22 protein-coding genes are annotated in these 25515 nt (G+C 42.3%); 13 read left to right on the top strand and 9 right to left on the bottom strand.

The genetic code is table 11. The features are described from left to right. Window positions 1–15: 15 nt before the first annotated feature. From CAL7507_RS05075 to CAL7507_RS05065, 3 genes are all read right to left on the bottom strand, one after another. Window positions 16–1104 (bottom strand): cell wall metabolism sensor histidine kinase WalK, encoded by a 1089-nt coding sequence (locus tag CAL7507_RS05075; protein ID WP_015127363.1) that lies wholly within the window; start codon window positions 1102–1104, stop codon window positions 16–18. A gap of 5 nt (window positions 1105–1109) precedes the next feature. Continuing rightward, on the bottom strand, window positions 1110–1820 hold the full coding sequence (locus tag CAL7507_RS05070; protein WP_015127362.1) for a response regulator transcription factor: 711 nt from the start codon (window positions 1818–1820) through the stop codon (window positions 1110–1112). Window positions 1821–1913: 93 nt separating this feature from the next. After that, the gene (locus CAL7507_RS05065) at window positions 1914–2624 is read right to left on the bottom strand and encodes an NYN domain-containing protein (RefSeq protein WP_015127361.1); all 711 of its coding nucleotides are present in this window, start codon (window positions 2622–2624) and stop codon (window positions 1914–1916) included. A 1006-nt stretch (window positions 2625–3630) separates the two neighbouring features. Between CAL7507_RS05065 and CAL7507_RS05060 the strand changes: the two genes are divergently transcribed. From CAL7507_RS05060 to CAL7507_RS05020, 8 genes are all read left to right on the top strand, one after another. Then, window positions 3631–3822 carry a hypothetical protein gene (locus tag CAL7507_RS05060; protein WP_015127359.1) on the top strand — a complete coding sequence of 64 codons (192 nt, stop codon included), beginning with the start codon at window positions 3631–3633 and terminating at the stop codon, window positions 3820–3822. Between the two features lie 390 nt (window positions 3823–4212). Continuing rightward, on the top strand, window positions 4213–6072 hold the full coding sequence (locus CAL7507_RS05055; protein WP_015127358.1) for an NAD(P)H-quinone oxidoreductase subunit F: 1860 nt from the start codon (window positions 4213–4215) through the stop codon (window positions 6070–6072). Window positions 6073–6150: 78 nt separating this feature from the next. Beyond that, window positions 6151–7656, top strand: a complete 1506-nt coding sequence (locus tag CAL7507_RS05050; RefSeq protein ID WP_015127357.1) for an NADH-quinone oxidoreductase subunit M — start codon at window positions 6151–6153, stop codon at window positions 7654–7656. A 65-nt stretch (window positions 7657–7721) separates the two neighbouring features. Beyond that, window positions 7722–8315 carry a CDP-alcohol phosphatidyltransferase family protein gene (locus tag CAL7507_RS05045; protein WP_015127356.1) on the top strand — a complete coding sequence of 198 codons (594 nt, stop codon included), beginning with the start codon at window positions 7722–7724 and terminating at the stop codon, window positions 8313–8315. Window positions 8316–8330: 15 nt separating this feature from the next. After that, on the top strand, window positions 8331–9653 hold the full coding sequence (locus CAL7507_RS05040) for a CO2 hydration protein (RefSeq protein WP_015127355.1): 1323 nt from the start codon (window positions 8331–8333) through the stop codon (window positions 9651–9653). Between the two features lie 735 nt (window positions 9654–10388). Further along, entirely contained in the window at window positions 10389–11942 is a 1554-nt protein-coding gene (locus CAL7507_RS05030) for a tetratricopeptide repeat protein (protein ID WP_015127352.1), read from the top strand. Window positions 11943–12030: 88 nt separating this feature from the next. After that, complete coding sequence (locus CAL7507_RS05025; protein WP_015127351.1) at window positions 12031–12600, top strand: hypothetical protein; 570 nt, start codon at window positions 12031–12033, stop codon at window positions 12598–12600. Between the two features lie 82 nt (window positions 12601–12682). Continuing rightward, window positions 12683–13387 carry a Uma2 family endonuclease gene (locus CAL7507_RS05020; RefSeq protein WP_015127350.1) on the top strand — a complete coding sequence of 235 codons (705 nt, stop codon included), beginning with the start codon at window positions 12683–12685 and terminating at the stop codon, window positions 13385–13387. A 98-nt stretch (window positions 13388–13485) separates the two neighbouring features. On the opposite strand, the gene CAL7507_RS05015 is transcribed toward CAL7507_RS05020, so the two are convergent. Next, the gene (locus CAL7507_RS05015) at window positions 13486–13956 is read right to left on the bottom strand and encodes a hypothetical protein (protein ID WP_015127349.1); all 471 of its coding nucleotides are present in this window, start codon (window positions 13954–13956) and stop codon (window positions 13486–13488) included. A gap of 90 nt (window positions 13957–14046) precedes the next feature. Then, window positions 14047–14835 (bottom strand): hypothetical protein, encoded by a 789-nt coding sequence (locus tag CAL7507_RS05010; RefSeq protein WP_015127348.1) that lies wholly within the window; start codon window positions 14833–14835, stop codon window positions 14047–14049. A gap of 81 nt (window positions 14836–14916) precedes the next feature. Here CAL7507_RS05010 and CAL7507_RS05005 point away from each other — a divergent pair, with 81 nt between their 5' ends. The 4 genes from CAL7507_RS05005 to CAL7507_RS04990 all read left to right on the top strand — a co-directional run bounded on the left by CAL7507_RS05005 (window position 14917) and on the right by CAL7507_RS04990 (window position 19205). Further along, the gene (locus CAL7507_RS05005) at window positions 14917–16098 is read left to right on the top strand and encodes a sigma-70 family RNA polymerase sigma factor (protein WP_015127347.1); all 1182 of its coding nucleotides are present in this window, start codon (window positions 14917–14919) and stop codon (window positions 16096–16098) included. 64 nt (window positions 16099–16162) lie between these two features. Then, entirely contained in the window at window positions 16163–17326 is a 1164-nt protein-coding gene (locus tag CAL7507_RS05000) for a DUF1822 family protein (protein WP_015127346.1), read from the top strand. A 74-nt stretch (window positions 17327–17400) separates the two neighbouring features. Next, window positions 17401–17868, top strand: a complete 468-nt coding sequence (locus CAL7507_RS04995) for a DUF4870 domain-containing protein (protein ID WP_015127345.1) — start codon at window positions 17401–17403, stop codon at window positions 17866–17868. A 209-nt stretch (window positions 17869–18077) separates the two neighbouring features. Continuing rightward, complete coding sequence (locus tag CAL7507_RS04990; protein ID WP_015127344.1) at window positions 18078–19205, top strand: Gfo/Idh/MocA family protein; 1128 nt, start codon at window positions 18078–18080, stop codon at window positions 19203–19205. A gap of 56 nt (window positions 19206–19261) precedes the next feature. Here the strand turns inward: CAL7507_RS04990 and CAL7507_RS04985 are convergent, their stop codons facing one another. From CAL7507_RS04985 to CAL7507_RS04970, 4 genes are all read right to left on the bottom strand, one after another. Beyond that, window positions 19262–20113: a CmcJ/NvfI family oxidoreductase gene (locus tag CAL7507_RS04985; RefSeq protein WP_015127343.1), complete on the bottom strand. Its 852-nt coding sequence runs from the start codon at window positions 20111–20113 to the stop codon at window positions 19262–19264. 44 nt (window positions 20114–20157) lie between these two features. After that, window positions 20158–20841 (bottom strand): glutathione S-transferase family protein, encoded by a 684-nt coding sequence (locus CAL7507_RS04980; protein ID WP_015127342.1) that lies wholly within the window; start codon window positions 20839–20841, stop codon window positions 20158–20160. Between the two features lie 351 nt (window positions 20842–21192). Further along, a complete protein-coding gene (locus CAL7507_RS04975) occupies window positions 21193–23997 on the bottom strand; it encodes a zinc-dependent metalloprotease (RefSeq protein WP_042341189.1) in 2805 nt (934 codons plus the stop codon). Between the two features lie 412 nt (window positions 23998–24409). Next, window positions 24410–24799: a GxxExxY protein gene (locus tag CAL7507_RS04970; RefSeq protein WP_015127340.1), complete on the bottom strand. Its 390-nt coding sequence runs from the start codon at window positions 24797–24799 to the stop codon at window positions 24410–24412. Window positions 24800–24992: 193 nt separating this feature from the next. Here CAL7507_RS04970 and CAL7507_RS04965 point away from each other — a divergent pair, with 193 nt between their 5' ends. Beyond that, window positions 24993–25475 carry a hypothetical protein gene (locus CAL7507_RS04965; protein ID WP_015127339.1) on the top strand — a complete coding sequence of 161 codons (483 nt, stop codon included), beginning with the start codon at window positions 24993–24995 and terminating at the stop codon, window positions 25473–25475. The last annotated feature ends 40 nt before the right edge of the window (window positions 25476–25515 follow it).

The following is a 25515-nucleotide window of genomic DNA, read 5'->3' as shown; positions in this document are numbered from 1 at the left end:
ATATTTCTCAAGAATTCAAGCCAACGGTAGGGAAAATTGAAAATTACTACCAGATCCCGGTTCACTTTCTACTTGCATCTGACCGCCTTGCAGTTCCACTAAACGGTGAGAAATAGTTAAACCAATACCAGTACCCCCAGATTGACGCGTGCGGGATTCGTCAGCACGCCAGAAGCGCTCAAATACATGGGGCAAATCTTCAGGGGCAATGCCAATACCTGTATCAACAACAGCAATCCACAGTTGAGATACGTCAGTCCAAACACGAATAGTAATGGCACCTTGAGGGGTATAGCGCACTGCATTACCCAGCAGATTGACTAACACTTGCTCCGTACGGTCTACATCTGCCAAAACTAAAGGCAGTGAGGCTGGACATTCCAAGCTTAAAACTGGCCCATCTTCTAACAACTGGTCAGTAAATTTTTCCACTAATGACTCTAACAAAGGACGCAGATTTACTTGCTGGATGTTAATTGGCAGATAACCAGCTTCAGCCTTAGAAAGTTCTTGCAAATCGTTGACTAATCGCTCTAAGCGTTTCGTTTCTCTAGCTAGCCGTTGATAAATATCAGGAGTCGGTTCAATTCCCCCATCAGCTAGTTCTTCCAAGTAACCACGCACAACTGTTAGCGGTGTTCTCAGCTCATGGGTCATATCTCCAATTAGTTCCCGCCGCCGTGCTTCCACCCCTTCTAAACTAGCTGCCATCCGGTTAAAACTAGCACCTAGTCGATTGAGTTCGGGAATATTAGACGCTGGTAAGCGGGCTTCGAGATTACCTGCAGCAAACTTGCGGGTAATTTGTTCCATCTCGGTCAACTGCTGCATAATCCGTTGAGATACCCAATAGCTCAATCCTCCCGCTGCAGTGGTGCCGACTATGACTGACCAAATGGTGCTTCGTCGCCAAGCTGTTTCAAATCCTTCCACTAATTCAGTCCGGACATCAATTAAATCTAATCCCTCATTTTCTAGTCGTTGCAAGTGCAGAACAAAGAACCGAGGAGAAGAAATTTTGCTGATAATCACCAGACTAATAACTCCTACAAACATCACCACTAGGTGAGAAAACAATAGCCGCATTCGCAAGCCTATTTTCATCATGCTCACGCTACAGGGGAATCTTCAAATTTATAGCCGACTCCAACCACAGTTTTGATGAAAGTGGGATTAGCCGGATCAGGCTCAATTTTTTTTCGCAAGCGCGCTACATGAGTATCTACCACACGCTCATCACCAAAAAAGTCATCGCCCCAAAGTTTATCAATTAGCTGGGTGCGGTTCCACACTCGACCAGGATTAGTAATAAAGGTACTTAACAAATTAAATTCTAGGGTAGTTAAGTCCATAACTTCTGGTGGTTGGGAGTTTAGCTGGCGACTAGCAGTCCGTTGTTCTATATCTACTAGAAAGTGTTGGGTACGATTGACTTGATTTTGTCCTCCTTGACGGAGGCTACGCCGCAATAGCGCCCGCACTCTAGCGATTAGTTCTCTGGGGCTGAAGGGTTTGACCATGTAATCATCAGCACCAGTAGATAAGCCAATAACGCGATCGATTTCCTCCCCTTTCGCTGTGAGCATCAAAATATAGGGGTCTTTCACACCTGGTTTTTGGCGCATTCTGGCACAAACCTCTAGCCCATCCAAACCAGGAATCATGAGGTCGAGAATGATTAAATCTGGTTGTTGTTCCTGAAATATTCGCAAAGCATTGATCCCATCACGGCTAACGCGACAGGAAAATCCTTCTTTTTCCAGAGACAGTTGGATTAACTGAGCAATTTCTGGTTCATCCTCAACAATTAAAATATCCATCTCAATTAGGAGTGAGTAAAATACGCAGAGTGATTTCCTGGTTTGTCATTTTACTCCAGAAAATTGCTACAGGTGTGAAATTAATCAGTAGATTTAAATACTAGAATTAGATAGACTACGGTAATTGTAGCCGATATTTGCATCCTTTTGGATGTATTTTTTAATGCTATCTAAGTCAATAAAGTAGTCAGCAACATCAATTAAGTTGTCATTTGTCATGGTTCGTAAACTGACAACTTCTACCCTTGCTCCTTTGCTACTGACGGCATTCACAGCATAGACTAAATCTCCATCTCCACTGACTAAGACAGCAGTATCATAGTAGGGAGATAAAGTAATCATATCCACAGCAATTTCTACATTGATGTTTGGTTTTTTTGAATTATCAGTAGGCTGGAATTCTTTGGTGACTACACGATACCCATTCCGGCGCATCCAAAATAGAAAACCTTGCTGCTTTTCATGAGCGCGGATACGCACAGATGTTTGCCTTGAGGAATCAACTACTGTATAGAAGAAAGCACGTAACAATCGGGAATTTTCAGTTAAACGACAAAGCAATTTGAGATAGTCGATTTCAATACCGAGTTGTAAAGCTGAATGAAATAGGTTTAAACCATCTATAAAAATAGCGACTCGACCACGATGTAATCCTGGAAAAATTGAACTGGAAACTACGGTATTTCTTAGTTTAATGTCTTGTTCTTCGTTACCATGATTGATGAGGTTTTGTCCTTGCCAATGGGGTTTCTCCTTGAGGGAGCTATCTTGATTTTTTTCTTCGGTCAAGGTAGTCATAGTCATTGATACCTCTGGATGTTAAATCTAAAAAGGCTTTTGGGTAAATTGGCAATAGAACACCTGCGCTGATTTATCAGCACAGCAGGAAACCGTATTTGGTTACTTGGTGTAAATAAACTTAACTTGTGTTGACCGCACAGATTCCCAAATGTCAAGAGCCTGAGAGTTTTTAACTCTGATCAGGTTAGGTTTAACGAGATATCCCCATTGCATACGGATGGGCTACTTTTTACCCAATTTTACTCAATGTTAATTTTGCTAAGAACCAACATGCTGAAATACAGGTGGATTTTGGCCAAGTTATGGTTAGAAGTGAGCTATCAGCATTTATTTTTATTGTACATCTATATTTCAATAACCTTCTGTTAAAACAAGTTAAATATAAGTAAGAAATAATATTTAATGTATATTGGTTTAGATGAAGTTTTTAACATTTACATCTATTTTTAATACTAGATTTAAATTAATACTGACAAGTTTATAGAAGGATATTTAGCCCATCGACTATGTTAAATAATAATGTATAGCAATACGATAGAGGGCGGGGAAACCCAGCCCCTATGGGCTTGGAGATTGAAAATCGTACCTCACCGATCTGAAAACCGCTATAACTCTGGTGCTAGTATCAATTACCATATGTATAGCGATCGCTTTCTCAACGGTTATCAGTTACTTGTACTGAGCGACTTTCCTTGAACGAGTTTAATTTTGATGCTTTTGTTGAAAAATTGTATCCTGGGTGACTGCTAAAGTTAATCTTGACTGCGTCCATCGGATGAGGAAAGCAGTTTGGGGAAAACGATACATTTGTTTCTAGACTAGTCCACAATTTCAATGTCTTTGCTAATATCCTCCTACGGATTCCCTTCCTTGGAGGTTATTTTTTTGGCTAGGTTTGGCGTAAATGTAGTGTCGGCAAAGGATAGGGATATGGCTAAGGCATGAAAAAGCTGTAACAATGTGGATATAGGCACAGCATAATAAATAACTTGGATTATAGGAAATCTTGATGAACCGCTCGAAAATTGTTGCCATTATTACAGGTGCGATTTCTGTTCTGTTAGCGATCGCCTACCTGATTCTTGTCCAGTTACTGGATGTCCGCGACATGAAACCAGCTCCTATCAGTCAATCCTACCAAACGCCGGCGATCGCTGCTGAGATTATGGACTGGGGATTAGGTAAAGAGCAGAAAATTTGACGCTAACGCCGTGACTAGTTGACAAAATTATCAAAGTGTAGATAATACTCTACTAACTTAGAGAGACGCGATTCATAGCGTCTCTTGTCGTTTATGTCAATTAGTAAAGTCTAATGATTATTATTTATTAACACTGAACTAATGCATAGATGCTAATTGATAGTTATTATTTATGAATTAAATGCTTCCTTATATAAGAATTAATTAGAGTAAATATCGCTGATTTATTTAGTTAAATAATTCCTTTTTGGCTGAGATAACGGTAAGCTGTATTTTAACAAAATTAAATAAAGATAAAATTCGGTTATCTGAGAGTTCGGGGTTAGCTGGGATCAACGTCATGTTGATTTACAACCCTTAGTTTTTCTTGCAAATTATAGAGGTAAGTTCATGGCTCAGTTTCTCCTTGAGACTGTTTGGCTAGTTCCTTGCTATGCCCTAATAGGTGGGTTATTAGCTGTCCCTTGGTCACCGGGGATCATTCGCCGCACAGGGCCAAGACCGGCTGGGTATGTAAATTTGGTAATGACGTTTTTAGCGCTGGTTCACAGTGTGATCGCTTTATTCGCCTCATGGAATCAGCCACCCATAGAACTATTTATTCCTTGGCTTTCGACTGCAGGGTTAAACCTCACAATTGCTGTAGAAATATCTGCGGCGAGTGTGGGTGCAGTGGTCGTGATTACAGGCTTGAATTTCCTCGCCCAGATTTATGCAGTAGGTTACATGGAAATGGATTGGGGATGGGGACGCTTCTTTTCCTTATTAGGATTTTTTGAAGCCGGATTATCTGCCCTAGTTTTATGTAACAACTTGTTCTTCAGCTATGTAATCTTAGAAATTCTCACTTTAGGAACCTACCTTTTAGTCGGCTTATGGTTTAGCCAACCTTTAGTAGTTACCGGTGCAAGAGATGCATTCTTAACCAAACGGGTAGGTGACTTGTTTTTGCTGATGGGGGTGTTGGCATTATGGCCTCTAGCGGGAACGTGGGATTATACAGAACTAGCTGAGTGGGCGACGACTGCAAACGTTAACCCCACAGTAATCACCCTAGTGGGTTTAGCGTTAATCGCCGGGCCTATGGGTAAGTGCGCCCAGTTCCCCTTGCATTTGTGGCTAGATGAGGCGATGGAAGGGCCGGTTCCCAGTACGATTTTACGGAACTCAGTAGTAGTTGCCAGTGGTGCATGGGTGCTGATTAAACTGCAACCAGTTTTAACCTTATCGCCGATAGTTTCCTCCACTATAGTTGCAATTGGTGCAGTCACAGCCGTTGGTGCTTCCTTAATTGCGATCGCCCAAACTGATATTAAGCGCTGTCAATCCTATTCTGTCAGTGCTTACATGGGTTTAGTCTTCATCGCCGTGGGAGTGAGAGAAGATGAAGCCGCGCTGTTGTTGGTACTTACCCATGCAGTGTCCGCCGCCCTACTAGTCATGAGTACCGGGGGAATTGTTTGGAACAGTATCACCCAAGACATCAACCAACTCGGTGGATTATGGTCACGCCGTCCCATATCAGCCTTAGCATTTATCGTCGGTGGTTTGGGATTAATTGGATTTCCGCCCCTAGGTAGCTTTTGGGCATTAATGAGATTAGGAGATGGGCTGTGGGACAAGCAACCTTGGTTGGTGGGAGTAGTTATAGCAGTTAATGGTTTGACAGCCTTTAGTTTAACCAGAGAATTTGGCTTAATTTTTGGTGGTAAAGCCAAGCAGATGAGTGAGCGATCGCCTGAAGTACACTGGCCAATGGTATTGCCAATGGTAATTTTGTTAGGATTTGTCTTGCATCTCCCCCTAGTATTACAAAGCTTATCACTGCTACCCAGTTGGGTAGACCTGAATAAAGATGTTGCACTTCTGCTAATTTGGTCAACCATTTTTGGGTGCAGCATTAGTGCCGTCATTCATTTAGGAAATTGGCAAAAACCAATCCGCTTCCCTTGGAAAGGTTTAAGAGATTTTTTCGCCTACGACTTTTACACCGCCCAAATCTATCGCCTCACTATCGTTAATGGCGTCGCCCAAATTGCCAAATTTGCCGACATGCTAGACCGCTTAGTAATTGATGGGATTGTTAATCTGGTCGGTTTATTTTCCCTCTTGAGTGGACAAGGACTTAAATACAGCACCTCCGGACAAACCCAATTTTATGCGTTCACCGTCCTCTTAGGAGTCAGCGTCTTAGGAATGTGGGTAGCTTGGCCATTCTGGGGAGTGCAATTTTTAGAGTTGATGTTTTGAGTTAGGAGTTAGGAGTCCAAATTCTGGAACTTGATCTTTGACCCTTGACCCTTGACCTTTAAAAAATCCAAAATTACCATGCTGAGTGTATTAATCTGGACACCAATTATAGGTGCGGCAATTATCGGGTTTTGGCCTGGTGGGGCAGCCCAAGCAAGTAGAATTCGTTTAGTATCTCTCACTTTATCTGGCCTAGTTCTTCTCTGGAATCTGTTCATCTTGCTGAAATTTGATCCCAGTAATCCGGGGATGCAGTTTCGAGAGTATCTACCTTGGAATGAAACCCTCGGACTAAGCTATCAACTAGGGGTTGATGGACTATCAATATTGATGTTGGTTTTAAATAGCCTACTCACTTGGGTTGCTATTTATAGCAGCAGTCAGCAGACTCAACGACCACGGCTTTTTTATTCACTAATCCTATTAGTGAGTGGTGGGGTTGCAGGTGCATTTTTAGCAGAGAATTTACTGCTATTCTTCCTGTTTTACGAACTAGAATTAATCCCTTTTTATCTGCTGATTTCAATTTGGGGAGGGGAAAAACGGGCTTATGCTGGGATTAAATTCCTCATTTATACCGCTGTATCAGGTGCTCTAATTCTCGCTACCTTCCTGGGTATGGTATGGCTGACTGGTGCTTCCAGTTTTGCTTTTGACGCTGTCTCTACCCAAACCCTTTCAGCCGGAATGCAAATTATCTTGCTTGCAGGGATAATTGTGGGTTTTGGCATCAAAATTCCCCTAGTTCCCTTCCATACTTGGCTACCGGATGCTTATGTTGAAGCTTCCGCACCGATCGCTATTTTACTAGGTGGTGTATTGGCAAAGCTAGGAACCTATGGACTATTGCGGTTTGGATTGGGGATGTTTCCGGAAGCTTGGAGTACGCTTGCGCCAACCTTAGCAATTTGGGGAGCAATCAGTGCTATTTATGGGGCATTAGTAGCGATCGCCCAAACAGACATCAAGCGCATGGTAGCCTATAGTTCCATCGGACACATGGGTTATATATTGGTAGCTGGTGCTGCTAGCACCCCCCTCGCACTTGTTGGCGCAGTCGCCCAAATGTTTAGCCACGGCATTATTCTCGCCGTCCTCTTCCTCTTAGTAGGCATTGTCGAAGTTAAAGTTGGCACCCGCGAATTAGATCAACTCAATGGTTTAATGAGTCCCATCCGCGGCTTACCCCTCATTAGTGCCCTACTAGTTCTCAGCGGTATGGCTAGCGCTGGCATTCCTGGATTAACGGGATTCGTCGCCGAATTTCTCGTCTTTCAAGGTAGTTTCGCCAACTTCCCCATACCCACACTGTTGTGTGTATTATCTAGCGCCTTAACCGCAGTGTATTTCGTCATCCTCTTGAATCGTACCTGTTTTGGCAAACTCGATAACAACAAAGCCTACTATGCCAGAGTAATGTGGTCTGAAAAAACACCAGCTTTAGTGTTGACAGCTTTAATTATCTTTTTGGGAGTTCAACCCACTTGGTTAGTGCGTTGGAGTGAACCAACAACCACAGCAATGGTAGCTGCAATTCCGATGTTGGAAAAAGTTGTCCCCTCTGAAGTAGCCTTGAAGCCGTAAATATCAGTAATTAGCTTGTAGTTATTAAGCTAATAGAAAGCTACGCACTGAATCAAGGAGGAAAGATGAATCTCACATTAATTCCCACTGGACTTGTATTATTTCGTTTTTTCATATCTCCATTCCTCCTCTGGGATGCCTTAGATGGCAAAACCAGTATTTGGTTCATCGTTGGTTTTGTAGCGGCCTTTCTCTCTGATATTTTCGATGGCATTATAGCCAGACGCTTGGGTGTTAGCAATGCCCAATTACGACAAGCCGATAGTTGGGCGGATGTCTGCCTTTTTAGCTGTATTTTTGTGAGTGCGTGGCTGGTTTATAGAGATGTTGTCATTGATTTTCGCTGGCCTTTATTAACAGTTGTTTTTGCTCAGTTGGTGTGGTGGATAGTAAATTTAGTCAAATATGGTAAACCTGCTAGCTATCACACCTACTCAGCAAAGTTTTGGGGGATAACACTTTTTATTGCCATTGTCGCTCTATTCGGTTTTAACTATGCTGGAATTCCCTTATGGCTGACTTGTATTGCTGGCTTTATTTATAGTATCGAAGAAATCGCCATGACACTCATACTGCCAGTTTGGAAACATGATGTGTTGAGTATTTTTCATGCTCTCAAGCTGCGTCAAGAATTATTAATAGAACAACCTGAAATTTAGTAAAAACCAATTATCATGACAACAACCACTATCCCCTCAACCACAAAATTACCTCCTTCCACACATGAATTTGCTGACGTAATTCACCGCTTAGAAGCTGGTGGTTCAATGTTGCCAGATACGCCAGAAAACTTAATGCAAATCATCGGCTTATACAAAGCTTATGCAGTGCCGATGGATTTTTACTGGCGTGATCTCCTCTATATTGCAGAACGCGAATTTCTCAACCCCTTACCCTTCTTTAAATACTTCTTACCCAAAGAGTATCTAGACAGACACAATCATTATGCTGGTGATGACGCCGATTTAAGAATTTGGCGTGGTACAGCCAAAGCCCATCCTGAACTATTGGCATTTATCGAGAAGGGTGAAACTTCCAAGATGCCGAGGTTGTTTCATCATTTATTCCACGATCGCATTAATATGGAATTTGCTGAAGCTTGTATGCGGGCTATGCTTTGGCATCGTCACATGTACGCACCAGTCAACCAATTTGATGCTTACCTGGACTCAGAAGAATATAAAGCTAATGCTGATCGGGCAATTAAGGCTTATTTTCAAGGCAACCCAGTCATGTTAGGGCTGCATAAGCTGTTCCCCGATATGTTCTTAGAACAGTGCCGCCAGATGTCTTACTACTCCAATCTCGGCTTATTCTGGGAAGTCATGGCACCGGTATTCTTTGAAATGTCCGATATCTATGATGAAGGCGGCTTTAAAGGTGTTCCAGATGCCATGAATTTCTTAGTTAATGGCATATTTGCGATCGCCGGACGCCCAATCTATCACCACGTTTATATTAACGGCGAGTGTTACGAAATTATCCCCAAATCTAAGGGTTTCACTTGGCTATATGAAGCCGCATTACCCTATGTAGAAGCTGTCTTTTATCGGACTGCACCCTTTAGAGGCACAAAATCTTATAATGCTCAAGCAGGTCAAGTACCCGAAGATCAAAAAGACTTCCATTACGGCATTCTCTACGCTGATGTTTTCCCCGTAGGCACTGCTGGAATTCCACCAACATTATTAATGCAAGATATGTTGCACTTCTTGCCACAATATCTAGTGGATTATTACAAACAATATTGCCGAGGTGAAGCCGATATGTTGATTCAATTGGGCGTGAGTTTCCAAAGGTCAATGTATAACGTCACTTCTGCAGTCATTCAAGCCTTAAGAACTGCGCTTTTATATCCTTTAGATGACCAAAATCCCAAGCACTTACAAGCAAATCGAGAGTTCTTTGAGGCGCAATTAAATCGCTTCACTCGTAGTGATTATAATATGCGTGATGCGGCTCGGTTAAGAAGCATTCAAAGACAAGATTATCGATAGATATCCTCTTTATCTAGACTACTTGAATCTCGATTGTCGTCAAGGGCGGGAAGACTCTTATTCTCAATAACCGTAGGGTGGGCATCGCCCACCAACGAAAACATAAGTATTTTAGGCGAAGGTGGGCAGTGCCTAGGGTGTTGACTCTGTGCCTTTTTAGGTGATAAAAATTCAGGCAAAATTTGTGTAGTCATTGCTTCGCTCCGCTCGCAATGACAATAAGGAGACTTTACACGGACACAGAAATAGCATGAACCAAAAACGGGAAAATTCCATCAAAGTCAACACCCTAGTAGTCTGTCAGGGTTGAAATGAGGGACTGTAGTGTGAGCGTCTCGCTCACGCGGGCTTTTCGGCCCGCACTACCAAAAACCCCTCAAAACAAAATTGACAAACCACTAGGCAGTGCCCACCCTACGCGGAAAAACGCCCTATGCTTCATTCCCCAAGAGATGGGGCGGGTATAGTTCTCAACCCACTCAAGGGGATAGATTATATCGTGTCTGGTGAAAGACTTATCATGAAGACTGTAAGGGAGCAGCGGGAGAAAGAGTTTTCAGGTTTTTGCACAGATGCGGAATTCATGATTAATCAGCCGGACATGATATTATCCCACCACTGGCGATAAAAGACCTAAAAAAGTGGGGTAGGGTGAGAATCGCTATAATTTTGCAGGTTTACGGCGGTGAGAAATTTTAATAGAATAATCTCACCTCAAGACTCGCAGAACTATCAATGGATTGGATTACCTTACTGCGATCGCTACAGTCTGATTTCATTAACAGGTTAACTACTGGTTGTCTGCTTCATTGTGAAACAGAAGGTCAACATAGTGAATTAACTATAATCTCTGGAGAGAGATTAAAGGCACTACGGGAGTTTTGCTGGTTGATGGCGGAAAAATATAAGCGTTTGTCGCCAGTGCGTGATGTTTTTATCAACAATCTCAAAGGCAAACTCGGTGAGGAAGTTGTCAAAGAACGGTTAGCTAATTTTATTACAGAAGTTGACTACGAAAAACGATTTGGTGGTGATGGCAAAAGTGATTTCACTTTGACGGCTGAACCATCAATTGGGGTTGAGGTGAAATCTCGTCATGGGCGGATTGACAGAGTAAGATGGTCTATTAGTTCAGAAGAAGTTGAAAAAAATGCGGTTGTAGTCTGCATTTTGATTCAAGAAGAGGTGAATGAAGCACAACCAGAATATCACCTTTTTTTAGCAGGATTTCTGCCGACTAAAATGATTAAGCTGAAAACTGGTAGAATCTCTTTTGGTATAGAGCAATTGCTTTATGGGGGTGGTTTACGGTGCTATTTAGAACAGTTACAATCGGCTAAAAATGGTGATTCATATCATAAACAGTCAATCCAGCCTTTATCTGTTATTGAAAACGGAAACAATCTACTTGATGAAAAGCTAGGTGATGAATGTTTTGCCAGAGGCGACTTTGATGCAGCGCTTACTAACTATAATAAGGCGCTGAAACTTCACCCTGATGATGCCGATATTTATTATAAACGAGGTTTAGCTCGTCATGAAATATCTGATTATGCAGGAGCGATCGCAGATTATAACCAAGCAATCAAAATTAATCCTAATAATGCCAAAGCTTACAATAAAAGAGGCTTATCTCACTACCAATTAGGAGATTACGAAGCAGCGATTGACGATTATAATCAGGCAATTAGAATTAATCCTCATGTTGCTGTTAATTTTAAAAACCGTGCTGATGCTCGCTCTCAGCTAGGAGATAATCAAGGAGCGATTGAAGACTATACCCAAGCCATCAAAATAAATCCTAATTATGCCATAGTTGATACAAACGGTAGTATTTCTCGTTATCTACTAACAAATCAGCAGAAGTTTACTAAAGCCATCAAACTTAATCCTCATGATGCTGTAGCTTATAAAAACCGTGCTGATGCTCGTTATGATTTAGGAGATTATGAGGGAGCCATTGCCGATTATATTCAAGTCATCAAGATTAATCCTAACTATATAGATGCTTACTATAACTGTGGTAATGCTCGTTATGATCTGGGAGATTATGAGGGAGCAATTGCAAGTTATACCCAAGTAATCAAAATTAATGCCAATTATATTGATGCTTATTACAATCGTGGTAATGCCCGTTTTGCTATGGGAAATAAGCAAGGTTCACTTGAGGATTTTCAAAAAGCAGCAGACATGTATTGGAAAGAAGGTAAGCTTGCAGAACACAAAGATGTACGGCAAAAGATTCTAGATTTAGAAATAGAAGCATCGTTAGATATTTTAAACTTCTAATGGCAATGTCAATGTATACTCATTTGCATGATTTGATACTAATATAGATTTACAAATTCAGTATTTATATCAAAATAGGTTTTACAAAATGATTTTCAGGCTAAAAAATTTCAGTGTTGTCTGTGCGGTAATGTTGCTAGCTAGTGCTAGCAGCTGGCATAATTCAGCGATCGCATCTATCAACAGTCAATCTCAGCTAATAGCACAAGGGGGAGTTAGTACTAATAATGCCAAACAACATGCGGTTTTTAAGCCGATTTTACCTAAATTAAAGCAAAAGACTCAAATTCCCATTATATTACCGAAGTTGATTCCTGGTGTAGAACGGGAAGACCCACTGTACGCAATTTTAGAAAATGCGACACCTAAAAAATACGAAATTTTACTAGGCTTCAGTCCTGATTGTACAGGCGGGACTGCTTGTCGTTTGGGTATCGTGACGGCTGAAGCTGTGACAAGCAAAACACCCCGCCTCACTGGTAAAACGGTATCTTTAGCTAAAGGCATTACTGGCTATTTTGTAGATTTTAGTTGTGGGGCTAATTGCTCAGATGCGACCTTGACTTGGCGACAAAAAGGTGTGCAGTATGCTGTAGGTTTGAAAGCAGGCGATCGCACTTCTTTAATTAAAATGGCTAATTCTGCAATTAATCCCTAACTATAATCAGTGAACAGTTATCAGTTATCAGATTTATTGATAACTGATAAGATCAATTTACCCATATTTAACGCTTGCGGTTATGGTTAACACCTCTTCACAACAGCCGACTCCAGCCGCTTCCCCCAATTATATTCCGCATCTTGAGAGTGGCGATCGGCTAAATCGTCTAGAATTTGAGCGCCGCTACAATGCTATGCCGAATCTCAAAAAAGCTGAACTAATTGAAGGAGTTGTATACGTGGCTTCCCCTTTACGCTTTGAACCCCACGCCGAACCACATGCTAATTTGATGATTTGGTTAGGAAATTATAAAGTAGCTACGCCTGGTGTCAGATTAGGTGATAATCCAACTGTGAGGCTAGATTTAGATAATGAACCCCAACCTGATGCTATTTTATTAATCGATGCCGCCCGTGGTGGACAGTCGCATTTGGGTGCTGATGGATATGTGGAAGGCGCACCAGAATTAGTGGCGGAAGTTGCAGCTAGCAGTGCTACCAAAGATTTGTATGATAAAAAGCGTGCCTATCGTCGCAATGGGATTCAAGAATATATTGTTTGGCAAGTTTTTGAAAGCGCTGTCAGTTGGTTTAGCCTCAAAGATGGTGAATATGTGGCGCTGACACCAGATGCAGAAAGCGTAATTCAAAGTCAAGTGTTTCCGGGTTTGTGGTTGGATGTATTAGCGTTAGTTAGCGGAAATATGCCACAGGTATTAGCAGTGTTACAACAGGGGCTAAGTTCAGTGGAACATCAAGCATTCGTTCACCAGTTGCAAGGCTGATGGAAAATAAATAATGTTGGATATTGACATGAAAAGGCACAACAATGTTGTGCCTCTACCGTGAATTTCATACAAATAATTTAATTAATCGCGTGTTCTCAAGGACGAATAGGTATTCTAGGAACACTTACAGGAATCTTCACTTTTGATTGTCGTTGGAAATATTCACGAGAGTAATAATTTTGCCTCCCGCTATTATCTAAAAACTGTGTATAGCCTTGAAATAAAACTTCATTGCCGCCATAGCTGAAAGTTAATAAAGAATTGGAAAAACCTTGATTGTAGTTGGTTGTTGCATAATTATGGTTAGTATCTTGGACATTAATTCCATAAGTTACTAATGGTTTTGTGCCCCATTCACAGTCTGTAGGATGACATTTGCCAAACACTTGAATATTTAAATTATTGCCTCCAGCAGAAGTAACTACCAGACGAGTCACACCGCGAGTATTGGCATCTTTATTAACCCAAGTACCAACAAAATCAGCAGGTGCAGCCAAAGCGGGACTAGCTAAAGCAGCAGCTAAAGCTGTGGTGGCAGCAGCAATTGTCAAAGTACGTTTCAACATTTTATTAACACTCAATTATCAGTTATCAGTTAACAGTTATCAGTTATCAGTTATCAATTCCAATGACAAATGACGTTTATCATGAGTTAGCTACCGCCATTTTTCACTCCAAGCGCCAGTGACATCAAAACCACCAGATACGGGAGTTAATTTCAAAGAACCGTAGCCGAAGGTATTACAAATTGGTCCTAAACCAGTTGCACAAATATCGCCAGCACCGTAACCATTAAATGACTTAGTGCCGATGTGGGAATAAGTTGAACCTCCCCAGTTACCATTGCCAAACCAAGTAGTATTTTGAGGTCCGACACGGAGAACGCAACGTAAGCCTTCACCTTGGCGATTTCCTGTTAAGTCAGAAACTTTGTATTGGTCGAAATAGCCACCACAAGTCCGTGGGCGAGATAACGGTTTATAGTTAGTAGCATTGACTAATTTCCATTCTTCATTCCACGCACCAGTGACACGAATTGTGGAACCGAGTATTTCTACTCTGAGGTTTCCTGGAAAGTTGTTGTTGATGTTTTCGCCGTTACCATAAATATCGGAAGCAAAACCAACGAGATTAGAACCTCTGTAAATTGCTTGTCCAGCGTGGCGATAGGTTGAACCGCCCCAATTGCCTTCGCCGTACCATGCTATTTTGGGGATTGTTGTTTCTGGTCTACCTTCGCTAAACTTGACGCAACGGATACCAAAGCCTTGACGGTTATCTAAAGGCTTAACAACGTAAGTCCGGAGATGAGGGCCACAACTAAAGTTTGGTGCTGGTGTTAGATGTAAATTTTGTGGTGTGGGTACTTGGGCAAAGGCGCTAGTTGCAGTGGCAATAGCTACCAGGCTACCGAGTGTTAAAGATTTTAGGGAAAGTCGAAACATGATTCCCATTCCTTGTAGTAAAGTTTGTGCAGGCGTTCTTTAACGCCTTCACTGCTTTTATAGGTAGGCGTCTATTTTTTTATGCATCCTCGGCAAAGCATTATTGAAATTTTTTCAACTTTTGTACAATTCGTTGCCGATCGCTTCAGTCGTTGGGCGACAGAATCAAGATTGCGTCATAGTATCCAAAATTGTGTCAACCGCACACCCCAAGAATCTTCTGAATCTTTTTGGGCGCTTTACTGGTATAAGATTTGGCAGATACCCGAAACTCAAACCTTAGCCCAGCAACATTTGACGGCTTACTTACAAGAATCCTGTTATTGGGTATCCCAAAAAACAGTGACTAATTTTGCCAGTACCCAGTACCAGTTGTCAGACTGTTTTCAGATTGCGATCGCGCAAATTGATAAAGTACTTAAAGGATTCAATCCTAATCAAGGTTTTACCCTCAAAAACTACGCTAGCCCCATCTTTGGCAGTGCAATCCGCGAAACCCTACGCCAACGCCACGAAGTTGATATCTGCACAGATTGGGGATTGTTGCGAAAAATCTCCCAAAAGCGGTTACAAGAATCCTTACAAAATGCTGGTTTACCGCCAGAGGAGATTCCCGCCTATATCCTGGCTTGGAACTCCTTTAAAACTATCTACGTTCCCACCTCAACTGGCACTTCCCGCAAAATTTCCCGCCCAGAAGATCAAACATGGGATGCGATCGCCAAAGCGTATAATTCCCAAAGTAGCCAAAATATCAGCCCCCAAACCCTAGAAAAATGGCTACTAGCCGCTGCAAAAGCCACCCGTAGATATCTCTATCCCACACCCGAGTCTCTCAACGTTTCCAAAAGCAGCGATGATTCTTGGGAATTGCTAGACAACCTCCCAGGAACCCAACAAGAATCCTTAATTAGTGAAATTATTGCCCAAGAAGAAGAACAAGCCAGAACATCCCAACAAACCGAAGTTAACCAAGTTTTAGTAACAGCGATCGCCCAACTAGAATTAGACTTACGGCAAATCCTCCAACTTTACTACGCCCAAGGACAAAATCAAGACAAAATCGCCAAACAATTAGAAATCAAACAATACACCGTTTCCCGACGACTCACCAAAGCCAGAGAAACCTTACTCCGTTCCCTCGCCAACTGGAGTCAAAACACCCTGCATATTTCCATCACCCCAGACCTACTCAAAACCATGAGTATAGTAATGGAAGAATGGCTGCAAAATCACTACAGTCAACTGAAGTATGAAGTATGAAGTATGAAATTATCTAACTCATAAAGCGAAAAATCACAGCATCGGCTTCCCCGGAGTAACCGCCATGACTACATTTACATTTGCTAACCCAACTGACTTATTTTTAGAAATCCCCACCAGCATACAAAATCGGGCGGATATTCACAGTCCAGCTTTTTCTAACCCTATATCTCGCTATCAAGCTTATATTAATGAACTTTGCCTGGGTGCAGTCTTGCCTTGGTTACAAGAGGACTTTACACAACAGGCAAAGGTTTGGCCGACTACCACTGTTTTGCCGAGTTTTTGGGAACTCGTAAACGGAACCGCAGTCACAGTTGACGCGACTCGATTTATCTTGGTTCCCAGTGAGACGATAGATTTAAGCGAGTTGCGAGTGTCGCAGGAATGGGTGGATTTACCTAGTTTGGCTGGTGACTATTATTTAGCGGTGCAAGTGGAAGCCGATGAAGGTTACGTTAGGGTTTGGGGCTATTGTACCCATGCACAACTGAAGAATCAGGGTAGTTATGATGCAGGCGATCGCACTTATGCCCTTGATGCTACTGACATTAATGGAGACATTAGCGTTTTAGCTGTAGCGCGAGAACTCTGTTCTCAAACACCAACACGCGCAGCTATCCCACAATTACCAAATTTACCACAACAACAAGCACAAAATCTCATTGCTCGCCTGGGAAAGTCCGAAATCCTCACACCACGGTTAGCTGTTCCTTTTCAACTTTGGGGGGCGTTAATAGAGCATGGCGGCTGGCGGCAAAGCTTATATCAACAACGTTTGGGACTACCAGAACAATGGTCAGTTTTGCAATGGCTGCAAAACGGCGTTTCCCAAGCGGCTGAAAATCTGGGTTGGGGACGGTTGAATTTGCAATTGAGTGCGGCTGGGGCTAGGAGTGCCGAAGAAACACAAGCAGAGGTGACACTTTCTCGCCAGCTAGCGATCGCAGGTCAATTATACAACCTCAGCATCACACCAAAAGGCGAAGCAGACGAGATAGTTTGGCGCTTTGAGTTACGTAACGCCACCGTTGGCGTAGCCATCCCCGGTGGTTTCAAACTCAGACTACTTACCGAAGATTTGCAACCCTTCCCCGACAACGAAGACATTGCGACAACCGCCGTCGAACAACTCTTCGTGGAGGTTGCTTTAGAACCAGGTGAAGGTATAGTCTGGGAAATTGAACCCCTTCCTGAAAACTATGAGCGAGAACTACTCAAATTTTAAGCTTTGGGCTAGCTTTTTTTGTAGATACTAGGATCAGGAATCATCGCCCAAATCCACTTGTCAAATAAAAAGCCATGAGAGAAAAACCCCAACAAAAAATGCGTATATGGGCAATGTTCTGTCATTTTTCGGCTTTGTTAGCATGGATACTCTTGTTTTCCTTAGTATTTATCGGCATTCCTTTCTATCTCCCCCTGAATATTTTATTGCCGCTAATAATTTGGCAATTCAATAAAGCCAAATCTCCCTGGATTGATTTTCAAGGTAAAGAAGCTTTGAATTTTCAACTTTCACTAACATTTTACACGTTAATTATCATCATCATTTCCTTGCTGGTAATGTTATTCATCTGTGCTATTGCAGTGACTAACAAACGCGCAGGAGATGAAATGAAGATGGTTTTAGATGGTTTAATATCTGTGTGGTTTTTAATTACTACAATCATGTTATTATTGCAATTATTTTTAGTGAATTTTGCAGCATTTAAAGCTTATCATGGTGATTACTATCGCTATCCTTTGACCATTCGAGTTTTGAGATAAGTTTTGTCATCTGTGAAGTTTTAAAGCATAGTTTTTTGATTTTTTTAAAATCTCATTATTTGTAGGGTGGGCAATGCCCACCACATTCGGGGTTTTGGTGGGCATTGCCCACCCTACGTATGAATTTTGCAGTATTTAAAGCTTATAATAGCGATAATAATCGCTATCCTTTGAGAATTCGAGTTTTGAGATAGTTTTATTTATTAAATATGAAAAATCAAAATACAATTGGTGTGGCGATTATTGGCACGGGATTTGGTCAAAAAGTTCATATTCCGGGATTACAAGCACATCACCGCACAGCGGTAGTCGCTGTTTATCACCGCGATATTAATAAAGCTAAAGCCATAGCAGAATCATATAATATCCGCCACGCCTGCGACACAATTGCAGACATTTTAGCATTACCAGAAGTGCAAGCCGTCAGCATTTCCACACCGCCATTTTTGCACTATGAAATGGCGAAAAAAGTGCTGCAAGCAGGGAAACATTTATTACTCGAAAAACCCACAGCTTTAAATGCAGATGAAGCTAAAGAACTTTATCAATTAGCTAGAGACAAAGGTGTAATTGCTACTGTAGACTTTGAATTTCGCTTTGTCCCAGGATGGCAATTATTTGCAGAATTATTGTCAGCAGATTATGTAGGCAAAAAACGGTTAATTAGGATTGATTGGTTAGGTTCCTCTCGCGCTGATGCTTCCCGCCCTTGGAACTGGTATTCTTCCCAAGAAAAGGGAGGGGGTGCGCTGGGTTCTTTGGGTTCCCACGCCTTTGATTATATTTATTGGTTATTTGGCCCAGTTCGCAGATTAAGCGCCCATTTAAGCACCGCTATTCCCACACGTGTTGATCCTGTTAGCAGTGAAGTCAAACCAGTAGAGACAGATGATAACTGTTTACTAACGCTGGAATTGGCTGATGGGACACCTTGCCAAGTTACCATCAGTGCCGTTGTTCATGCATCCAGAACCCATTGGGTAGAAGTATATGGCGATCGCGGTACTTTAATCGTAGGCAGCGAAAATCAAAAAGATTACATCCACGGATTTCGTGTTTGGGGTTCCCAGCCAGGTAAACCCTTAACTGAAATTGAAATACCACAACGCTTAGTATTTCCTAAAAACTACACCGATGGGCGGATTTCTGCATTTATTCGGGTTGTAGATAGGTGGGTACAGGGTATTGAAACTCAGCAAGAAATAGTTCCATCACTGCGAGAAGGCGTTTATTCTCAGTTATTAATGGATTCTTCCCATGAATCGCAGCGCCAGTCTAGCTGGGTTGATGTGCCTGAATTAGAGGCATTTTTAGCCGATGACATCCAAATACCATAGGGGCAAACGGTTGTTTGCCCTCCAATTAAATCAGTTAACAGTTCCCTAAAGTATTGCTATGCAGGATAGAAAACTAGCGTCCGCAGTTCAATACTCTCTCGTGGTGGTGCATCCGGTAGACTGGTGGGGTCATCGAATGCTGTGTGTGCGGCGAACCTGGCGGGGCCGTCTTCTGCAGAGTCGAAGCACTTAATTAGCAGCGCCTCATGCCGTTGCATTTGGGGAAAGTAAAACCATTGGTGTGTTGGGTTATACGTAACTGCGTAAGTCTCGCCAACGCGATCGCGGTATACGAGGTCTGTGGCTACTAAGTCTGTAGGGGCTATACTGCGGGCATTGCAGACCGCCAATGGCGACTCTTGGACTGTCCCGGCGATCGGTCTCCAGACATTAATCACACCAAAGCGATGTTTTAAAAGCACATCGGAGTCTTCTGTCCCCAGTGCTGACAGGACGACACGGGCGCGACTATAGCCAGATTTAGCGGTGAAGTCGTTATGAACACCCTTAACTGGCTGCTTGATCGTGTTCTCGCCTGGTTTTGAGCGTTGGGCGTTACGGATGTTGTGATCGAATACAACAACCTTGGCTGCACCCGTCACCTCCGCTAGCAGTTTCTCAGCTTCAGGGTAATAAACACGGCGTACCTCGTCTTCGTCGTAGAAGTCTTGAACTGTGGTGTTATGTGCCGTTAGCGCAAAACCTTCTTGATCTAAGGATAGATCACCTACAATCGGACGACCATTACGAATCGAGAGTGTGTGCGGCTCGTATTTACCACTACGTTGTGGCACCCCTGGTGGCGGTTCATAGGTGTAGTTGACAGGCTTTTCTGGTGTCGGTGTGAGGTAATTCAGGGACGCTTCAACGTGCGGTAGATCCTGAAAAATTTGACTGTTTAGAGTCATGGGTTGCATCCTAGTCTTCAATATTTTGGTCGTTAACGACGCTTTTATTTTTGAGCAATAGCAACAGCTGTCGGTTCACCAAGAATTTTGGCGAATCGTTCTATATAGAAGCTGGCAGGATTTGCTACTTGCCGAACTGAGTTGCGATCGCTCAGAGCATTCCACCATTTTTGTAAGCGCGGCGTTTCTGATGGGAAGCTGAACTTGCGGAAGTGTTCGAGCAACGGCAGGCGTTCAAACCAGGGATAGAAGCTGATATCCACTAATGAGAGCGTTTCCCCAAACCAGTAAGGGCCATCATGGGAAAGCTTACCTAATCCTTCTTGCTCAAGATATAAAAGCGATTCTAAAAATTCCCTTCCTCCCTGTGCTTGTTCCTGGGGATCTGGACTACGCAGGAATTTGTTAAACGCCGGTACAAAGCGAGTGTTGGCATAATCGATCCAGATTCGGGCGATCGCTTTTGTGCCAGGATCGCGGGGTAATAGAGGTGGTTCTGGGAACACCTCATCCAGATATTCGTTGATAATGGCGGACTCATAAAGTATTATGTCCCCGTGTTTGATGGCGGGAACTTTGCCATAACGCGAAATTTGGGTATAACCTTCTGGTTTATTTTGGAGATCAATTTCGTTCGCAGTAAAATTGATGCCTTTTTCCAGCAAAACAACACGGGTTCTTTGGGAAAAGGTCGAGGCTTTGGCGAAATAAAGTTGTACAGTACTCATGGAATTCTTCCTTGTAAACATGGCAATTTCAAGCTATTTGGGGTTGCATTAATTTGGTTAGTGCAACTCAAATAACCCCATACACAGGCGTGATTGGCGGATATCTACAAACTAAAATACTACGGCTCGTCGGTCGGTTTACCGTATAATAGCTTAAGTTGTGCTGTAAAGACTAGTCAAGAGTCAAGAGTCAGGAGTTAGGAGTTAGGAGTTAGGAGTTAGGAGTCAGGAGTTAGGAGTCAGGAGTTAGGAGTCAGGAGTTAGGAGTCAGGAGTTAGGAGTCAGGAGTTAGGAGTCAAGGATCATTAGCTATTTCTCCCCCCATGCCCAATGCCCAATGCCCAATGCCAACTACTTAGACAACATCTGGGCGTTTAATGCTTTAATAATGCGATCGCCAGAAACTTGCAGGTGGGCTAGTGTGTAAACATCAAGGTGTTCACCAAGTTGTTTGAGTCTGGTTTCAATAGCTGTTTGCAGTTGGCGCAATTCATACCAAGCTACTGTTTGAGCATCTTCAGGTGTATCAATATGACGCAATACCATTGCTAGCAATATATTCAGATGTTCCCGTTGCAATGAACGCCGGATGCTAGAAATTGGCTTTGCTTCTTCTGTTCCTAAAACTTCTGTCCAGATGCCTTGTTGTAGGGTGTCAAACAGTTCTGGGATAGTGAGTGCTTCTCCTGGTAAGGTTTTTAATTCTATATCTTGTAGATGATTGAGGCGATCGCTGTCTAATAGCGATCGCAATACCCCGCTTTGAAACTTGACAATCCGTTCGTGGATTGGATAATCAAGGCGGTTCTTAGGTGCTGGGCTACCCCAATGTTGCCAGCGTGATGGTGCTAGCCGATTCAGCAATTTTGGTGAGAAGCTAAAAGCATTCTCAGCAAATACATATTCTTGCAGCTTTGTCAATGCCTGACGTTGTTTGAGGATTGGCACTGGTACAAATGCCCAGGAAGTATCATCAACTGGGTTCTGGGTACTGGAATTTAATGGAGCTTGTTCATGCCCAGTCCCCACTTGACTGGCATGGAGACGCTGAAATGATTGTCCACCAATATATTGAGAGACTAAACTAGCATTACGAAAATAGTATTTTAATACTCTATTGAATAAGCCACGCAGATTACTATAGCTTTTTCCGCTAGAGCGATCGCCCTGATCCAAGTGCTGCCACATCACACGAGCATTATCCATTTGCCATTGTGCATAAAGTAGCACATCACTACTCATATCCCAGACATTTGCTAGAGGATTGATATTCCAAATATCTTCATCAGTTGCGTAAGATAATTCTGGTTGCGGCGACGCTAAAGCAATCTGTTCTAAAAAGCTTTTTTCCGCTTCTGGAATCATTGCCTCCAGTTCTGTCTGAGGGCTTCTTTTATAACCATACTCAATCGCCCATTCGTCATAAGGGCCAAGAACTCTGGGAAAATAGTCACCTTGCACTACTCCCTGCGGTGCTATATTCACCGGCAGATAGTCCATCACCGAACCCACTAAACCCTTTGTGTGAGTAATTTCGGTGTTATTTAACTCTTTAGGCGCTAACATCGTGCTGCCGTGAAAATTATGGCGCAAACCCAGAGTGTGCCCGACTTCGTGAGCAATCAGAGAACGCAAATATTGATATACATACTCTTGCATTGCCACACTGCTTGGTGTGGTGTTTTGCAAAAGTGATAATGCCAGCGCCCCCATAGCTGCTTGATTCACCGACTCATTACCATAGCAGTATTCAGAATTCTTCTGGAAAGTCAACAGTTGGGGGTTAACCGTCGGGGATAAATCTTGATTATTGCATTCGAGAACTGGAGTAATATTGCTATTCCCAACTTTTGACTTTTGAGTGTTGGGATAAGGGTTAGATTCCATGAATGCGCGATATTCTTGCTGAATGAAACGCACCATATTGGCATCGACAATGATATCTGCATCCAATATTTCGCCGGTGAATGGGTTAACGCGCATCGGCCCTTTAGCAAAATTAGCATCCAGAGAATTGAACCAGCGAATAGTGTTGTAGCGCACATCTCCTGGTTGCCAATCAGCGTCATCAGGCATTTGCTGCACTTCAATGGCATTTTTAAATCCGGCTTTGGCAAATGCTGTGTTCCACATCAAGACACCTTCACGAATCGCGTCGCGGTACTCGAAAGGCACAGCATTCTCAATCCAAAACACAATTGGTTTTTTAGGTGGAGATATGGCGGCGTGAGGATCAGATGGTTCTAGATGCCAACGATTGATATAACGTACAAATGGTTCTTGATCGTTATTGTCAGAAAAATTTTGGAAGGCTGTCACAAAATATCCCACTCGATCATCGGCTAACCGGGGGACATAACCGTTGTTTTCTTGCAGTTGCGAAAAACTATAGTGTACCTTCAGACTCAAGGATCTGCTATCAGGTAAAGTGACTAAATTCGCTCCTTCTGGGGCTGAAAAACCGTAAATTGCATCAATTTCGACGTTGTCGGAATAGCTGTTAATACCATTCAAATATGACTTGTTGGCTTCGAGATGATAATCAGCTTGCAAAGAGTATTTTAATAGCGGAGTTAATCCCGGAAAATCCTGCATTAGCAAGTCATCTAGGTTAATTAAAATATTGTTACTTTCTGGATCAATATTATTGATTGGGAGTGCATACAAAACTGAGTCGCTAAATGAACGAGCTAGCGATCGCTTTTCTGGTTTACTAGATTCTGTCCGAAATTTGACATTACGCACTACAAAGTGCAAATTATCGTTTACTCGTTGGAAGTAAAAGAGGAAATCAGCAAGAGGCGATCCACTATAAATGCCACTTTCGCCAATCCCCGATTCTAATGTCACTGTGGCTAGATAGTTTTTCTTTAGCTGTTCGGGTTTAATTTCCCAGTAAATTTTCCCTGAATCTTCACTAAAATAAAATCGGAAGAGTCCTGCTTGTTGATCTACGCCTCTAACTATTTGAATCAATCGGCGAAAGTATTCCTTTCTCTTCTCCTCAAAAATATTTTCACCACTTGCTATGTTTTCCACCACTGGTTGTGCATTTAATTGTTGCACATCAGTGTTAGCGACTGCGTAATTATTGTTAAGTAATAAGTTATACAGTAAAACTGTGAAAATGACTAATTTTAGTATCCAGTATTTCATCCTTTGGGTTTTCATCTGAAGCGGTTTTTGTGTTGAGGAAAAAACTTGGATTGATGCGTATTTTAGTTTATTTATTTTTCTGGGCTGCCAGATCCCCGACTTCTTAGAGAAGTCAGGGATCTCAACACGAATTTTACGGACATTATCTATGTCCTCAGAGAGATATTTCCTCAGACTAAAGATATATGTTTTTTCATCTATTTTTTGTATTAAAAGCCAAAAAATATGACAAAATTGTATTCAATGCTACAGTTGTCAGGCATTCCCATCAGCGATCGCCGAAACTACAATATCCTGTTCTTTACGATGCAAAAGTTAAAGTAGTCTTCTAGTTGCATGAGTTTAGTTCTGCTGTTTAATTAAAATTGCAAACGCAGATGAACGCGGATGAACGCAGATGGGATTCATGGGATTAGAAATTTCGGACTACACGTTTTACTTCTACTTTGGGATTGCCAAAATTTATGACTAGACCCAGAGTGAGTCCAGTTGCTTTAAGATAATTCATACATTGGGCAAAATGCCTACTATCTAATGCTGTTACCGCTTTTAATTCAACAATCACAGCTTCTTCAACCAGTAAATCAGCTTGGTAATTTCCCACAACAATGCCGTCATACCAGACTTGAAGTGGCTTTTGTTGCTCAACCCGCAAACCAGTCTTCCCTAACTCATGCACCAGAGCATTTTCATAAACTCGCTCCAAAAAACCAACCCCCAGCGTATTACCCACTTTAAACGCACACCCAATAATCATCTCCGTTAACTGATTCAACTCCAATCTGCGTTCATCCGCGTTCATCTGCGTTTAAAACTTTCCTAGCTTAAACAACGGTAACTCTATCTTTTGAGGACTATAACCAGAGATAGGGTTTTCTGTCAAAGCAGAACGCACGGCTTTACGCCAACCTTGGATTTTTAGATAAAAATCCGAAAAGTTGAAAGTTAGATTTGAAGCTGAAAGTAATAAAACTAATAACAAATGAGGTTAACTCATGATTCATCATATTTCTATTGCTGCCCAAAACCCCCAGCACGTCGCTCAAGTTCTAGCAGAAGTCTTGAATGGTAAAGCTGCAGCCTTTTTTCCTCACCCAGGTAGCTATATAGTTGTTCCTCTGGATGAATATGGAACAGCTATTGAAGTTTATCCGGTAGCAACTCAGATAGTACCTGGTGAAGGAGATGAGCAATGTCAGTTTGTACTAACTAATAATGCTTCTGGGTTGACAGCTACCCATGCTGCTATCTCTGTTTCTAGTAGCCAAGAAAAAATTGAAGAAATTGCTAAACGCGAAGGTTGGCGAGTGTTGCGTTGTAACCGTGATTCTTTCTTTGATGTGATTGAGTTCTGGTTGGAGAATACTGTGATGATAGAACTGTTAACACCAGAAATGGCAGAGCAGTATTTGGCGGTGACAAAACCAGAAAATTTCCAGAAACTGTTTTCCACAGATGCGGTAGCAGTAGCTAGCTGATAACAGTTAACAGTTACTTGTACTGAGCGCAGTCGAAGTA

Source organism: Calothrix sp. PCC 7507 (assembly GCF_000316575.1).
Taxonomy (GTDB): domain Bacteria; phylum Cyanobacteriota; class Cyanobacteriia; order Cyanobacteriales; family Nostocaceae; genus Fortiea.
This window is presented reverse-complemented; position numbering and strand designations above follow the sequence as displayed.

What these genes read in the sequence shown, in the direction of transcription:
- CAL7507_RS04995 (WP_015127345.1), top strand. Translation starts at nt 17,401, where the DNA reads ATGAGAGAAAAACCCCAACAAAAAATGCGTATATGGGCAATGTTCTGT.
- CAL7507_RS04990 (WP_015127344.1), top strand. Translation starts at nt 18,078, where the DNA reads ATGAAAAATCAAAATACAATTGGTGTGGCGATTATTGGCACGGGATTT.
- CAL7507_RS05010 (WP_015127348.1), bottom strand. Translation starts at nt 14,835, where the DNA reads ATGTTTCGACTTTCCCTAAAATCTTTAACACTCGGTAGCCTGGTAGCT.
- CAL7507_RS05000 (WP_015127346.1), top strand. Translation starts at nt 16,163, where the DNA reads ATGACTACATTTACATTTGCTAACCCAACTGACTTATTTTTAGAAATC.
- CAL7507_RS05005 (WP_015127347.1), top strand. Translation starts at nt 14,917, where the DNA reads ATGCATCCTCGGCAAAGCATTATTGAAATTTTTTCAACTTTTGTACAA.
- CAL7507_RS05040 (WP_015127355.1), top strand. Translation starts at nt 8,331, where the DNA reads ATGACAACAACCACTATCCCCTCAACCACAAAATTACCTCCTTCCACA.
- CAL7507_RS05060 (WP_015127359.1), top strand. Translation starts at nt 3,631, where the DNA reads ATGAACCGCTCGAAAATTGTTGCCATTATTACAGGTGCGATTTCTGTT.
- CAL7507_RS05030 (WP_015127352.1), top strand. Translation starts at nt 10,389, where the DNA reads ATGGATTGGATTACCTTACTGCGATCGCTACAGTCTGATTTCATTAAC.
- CAL7507_RS04975 (WP_042341189.1), bottom strand. Translation starts at nt 23,997, where the DNA reads ATGAAATACTGGATACTAAAATTAGTCATTTTCACAGTTTTACTGTAT.
- CAL7507_RS04980 (WP_015127342.1), bottom strand. Translation starts at nt 20,841, where the DNA reads ATGAGTACTGTACAACTTTATTTCGCCAAAGCCTCGACCTTTTCCCAA.
- CAL7507_RS05065 (WP_015127361.1), bottom strand. Translation starts at nt 2,624, where the DNA reads ATGACTATGACTACCTTGACCGAAGAAAAAAATCAAGATAGCTCCCTC.
- CAL7507_RS04985 (WP_015127343.1), bottom strand. Translation starts at nt 20,113, where the DNA reads ATGACTCTAAACAGTCAAATTTTTCAGGATCTACCGCACGTTGAAGCG.
- CAL7507_RS05075 (WP_015127363.1), bottom strand. Translation starts at nt 1,104, where the DNA reads ATGAAAATAGGCTTGCGAATGCGGCTATTGTTTTCTCACCTAGTGGTG.
- CAL7507_RS05055 (WP_015127358.1), top strand. Translation starts at nt 4,213, where the DNA reads ATGGCTCAGTTTCTCCTTGAGACTGTTTGGCTAGTTCCTTGCTATGCC.
- CAL7507_RS05045 (WP_015127356.1), top strand. Translation starts at nt 7,722, where the DNA reads ATGAATCTCACATTAATTCCCACTGGACTTGTATTATTTCGTTTTTTC.
- CAL7507_RS05070 (WP_015127362.1), bottom strand. Translation starts at nt 1,820, where the DNA reads ATGGATATTTTAATTGTTGAGGATGAACCAGAAATTGCTCAGTTAATC.
- CAL7507_RS04970 (WP_015127340.1), bottom strand. Translation starts at nt 24,799, where the DNA reads ATGAACGCGGATGAACGCAGATTGGAGTTGAATCAGTTAACGGAGATG.
- CAL7507_RS05050 (WP_015127357.1), top strand. Translation starts at nt 6,151, where the DNA reads ATGCTGAGTGTATTAATCTGGACACCAATTATAGGTGCGGCAATTATC.
- CAL7507_RS05020 (WP_015127350.1), top strand. Translation starts at nt 12,683, where the DNA reads ATGGTTAACACCTCTTCACAACAGCCGACTCCAGCCGCTTCCCCCAAT.
- CAL7507_RS05025 (WP_015127351.1), top strand. Translation starts at nt 12,031, where the DNA reads ATGATTTTCAGGCTAAAAAATTTCAGTGTTGTCTGTGCGGTAATGTTG.
- CAL7507_RS05015 (WP_015127349.1), bottom strand. Translation starts at nt 13,956, where the DNA reads ATGTTGAAACGTACTTTGACAATTGCTGCTGCCACCACAGCTTTAGCT.
- CAL7507_RS04965 (WP_015127339.1), top strand. Translation starts at nt 24,993, where the DNA reads ATGATTCATCATATTTCTATTGCTGCCCAAAACCCCCAGCACGTCGCT.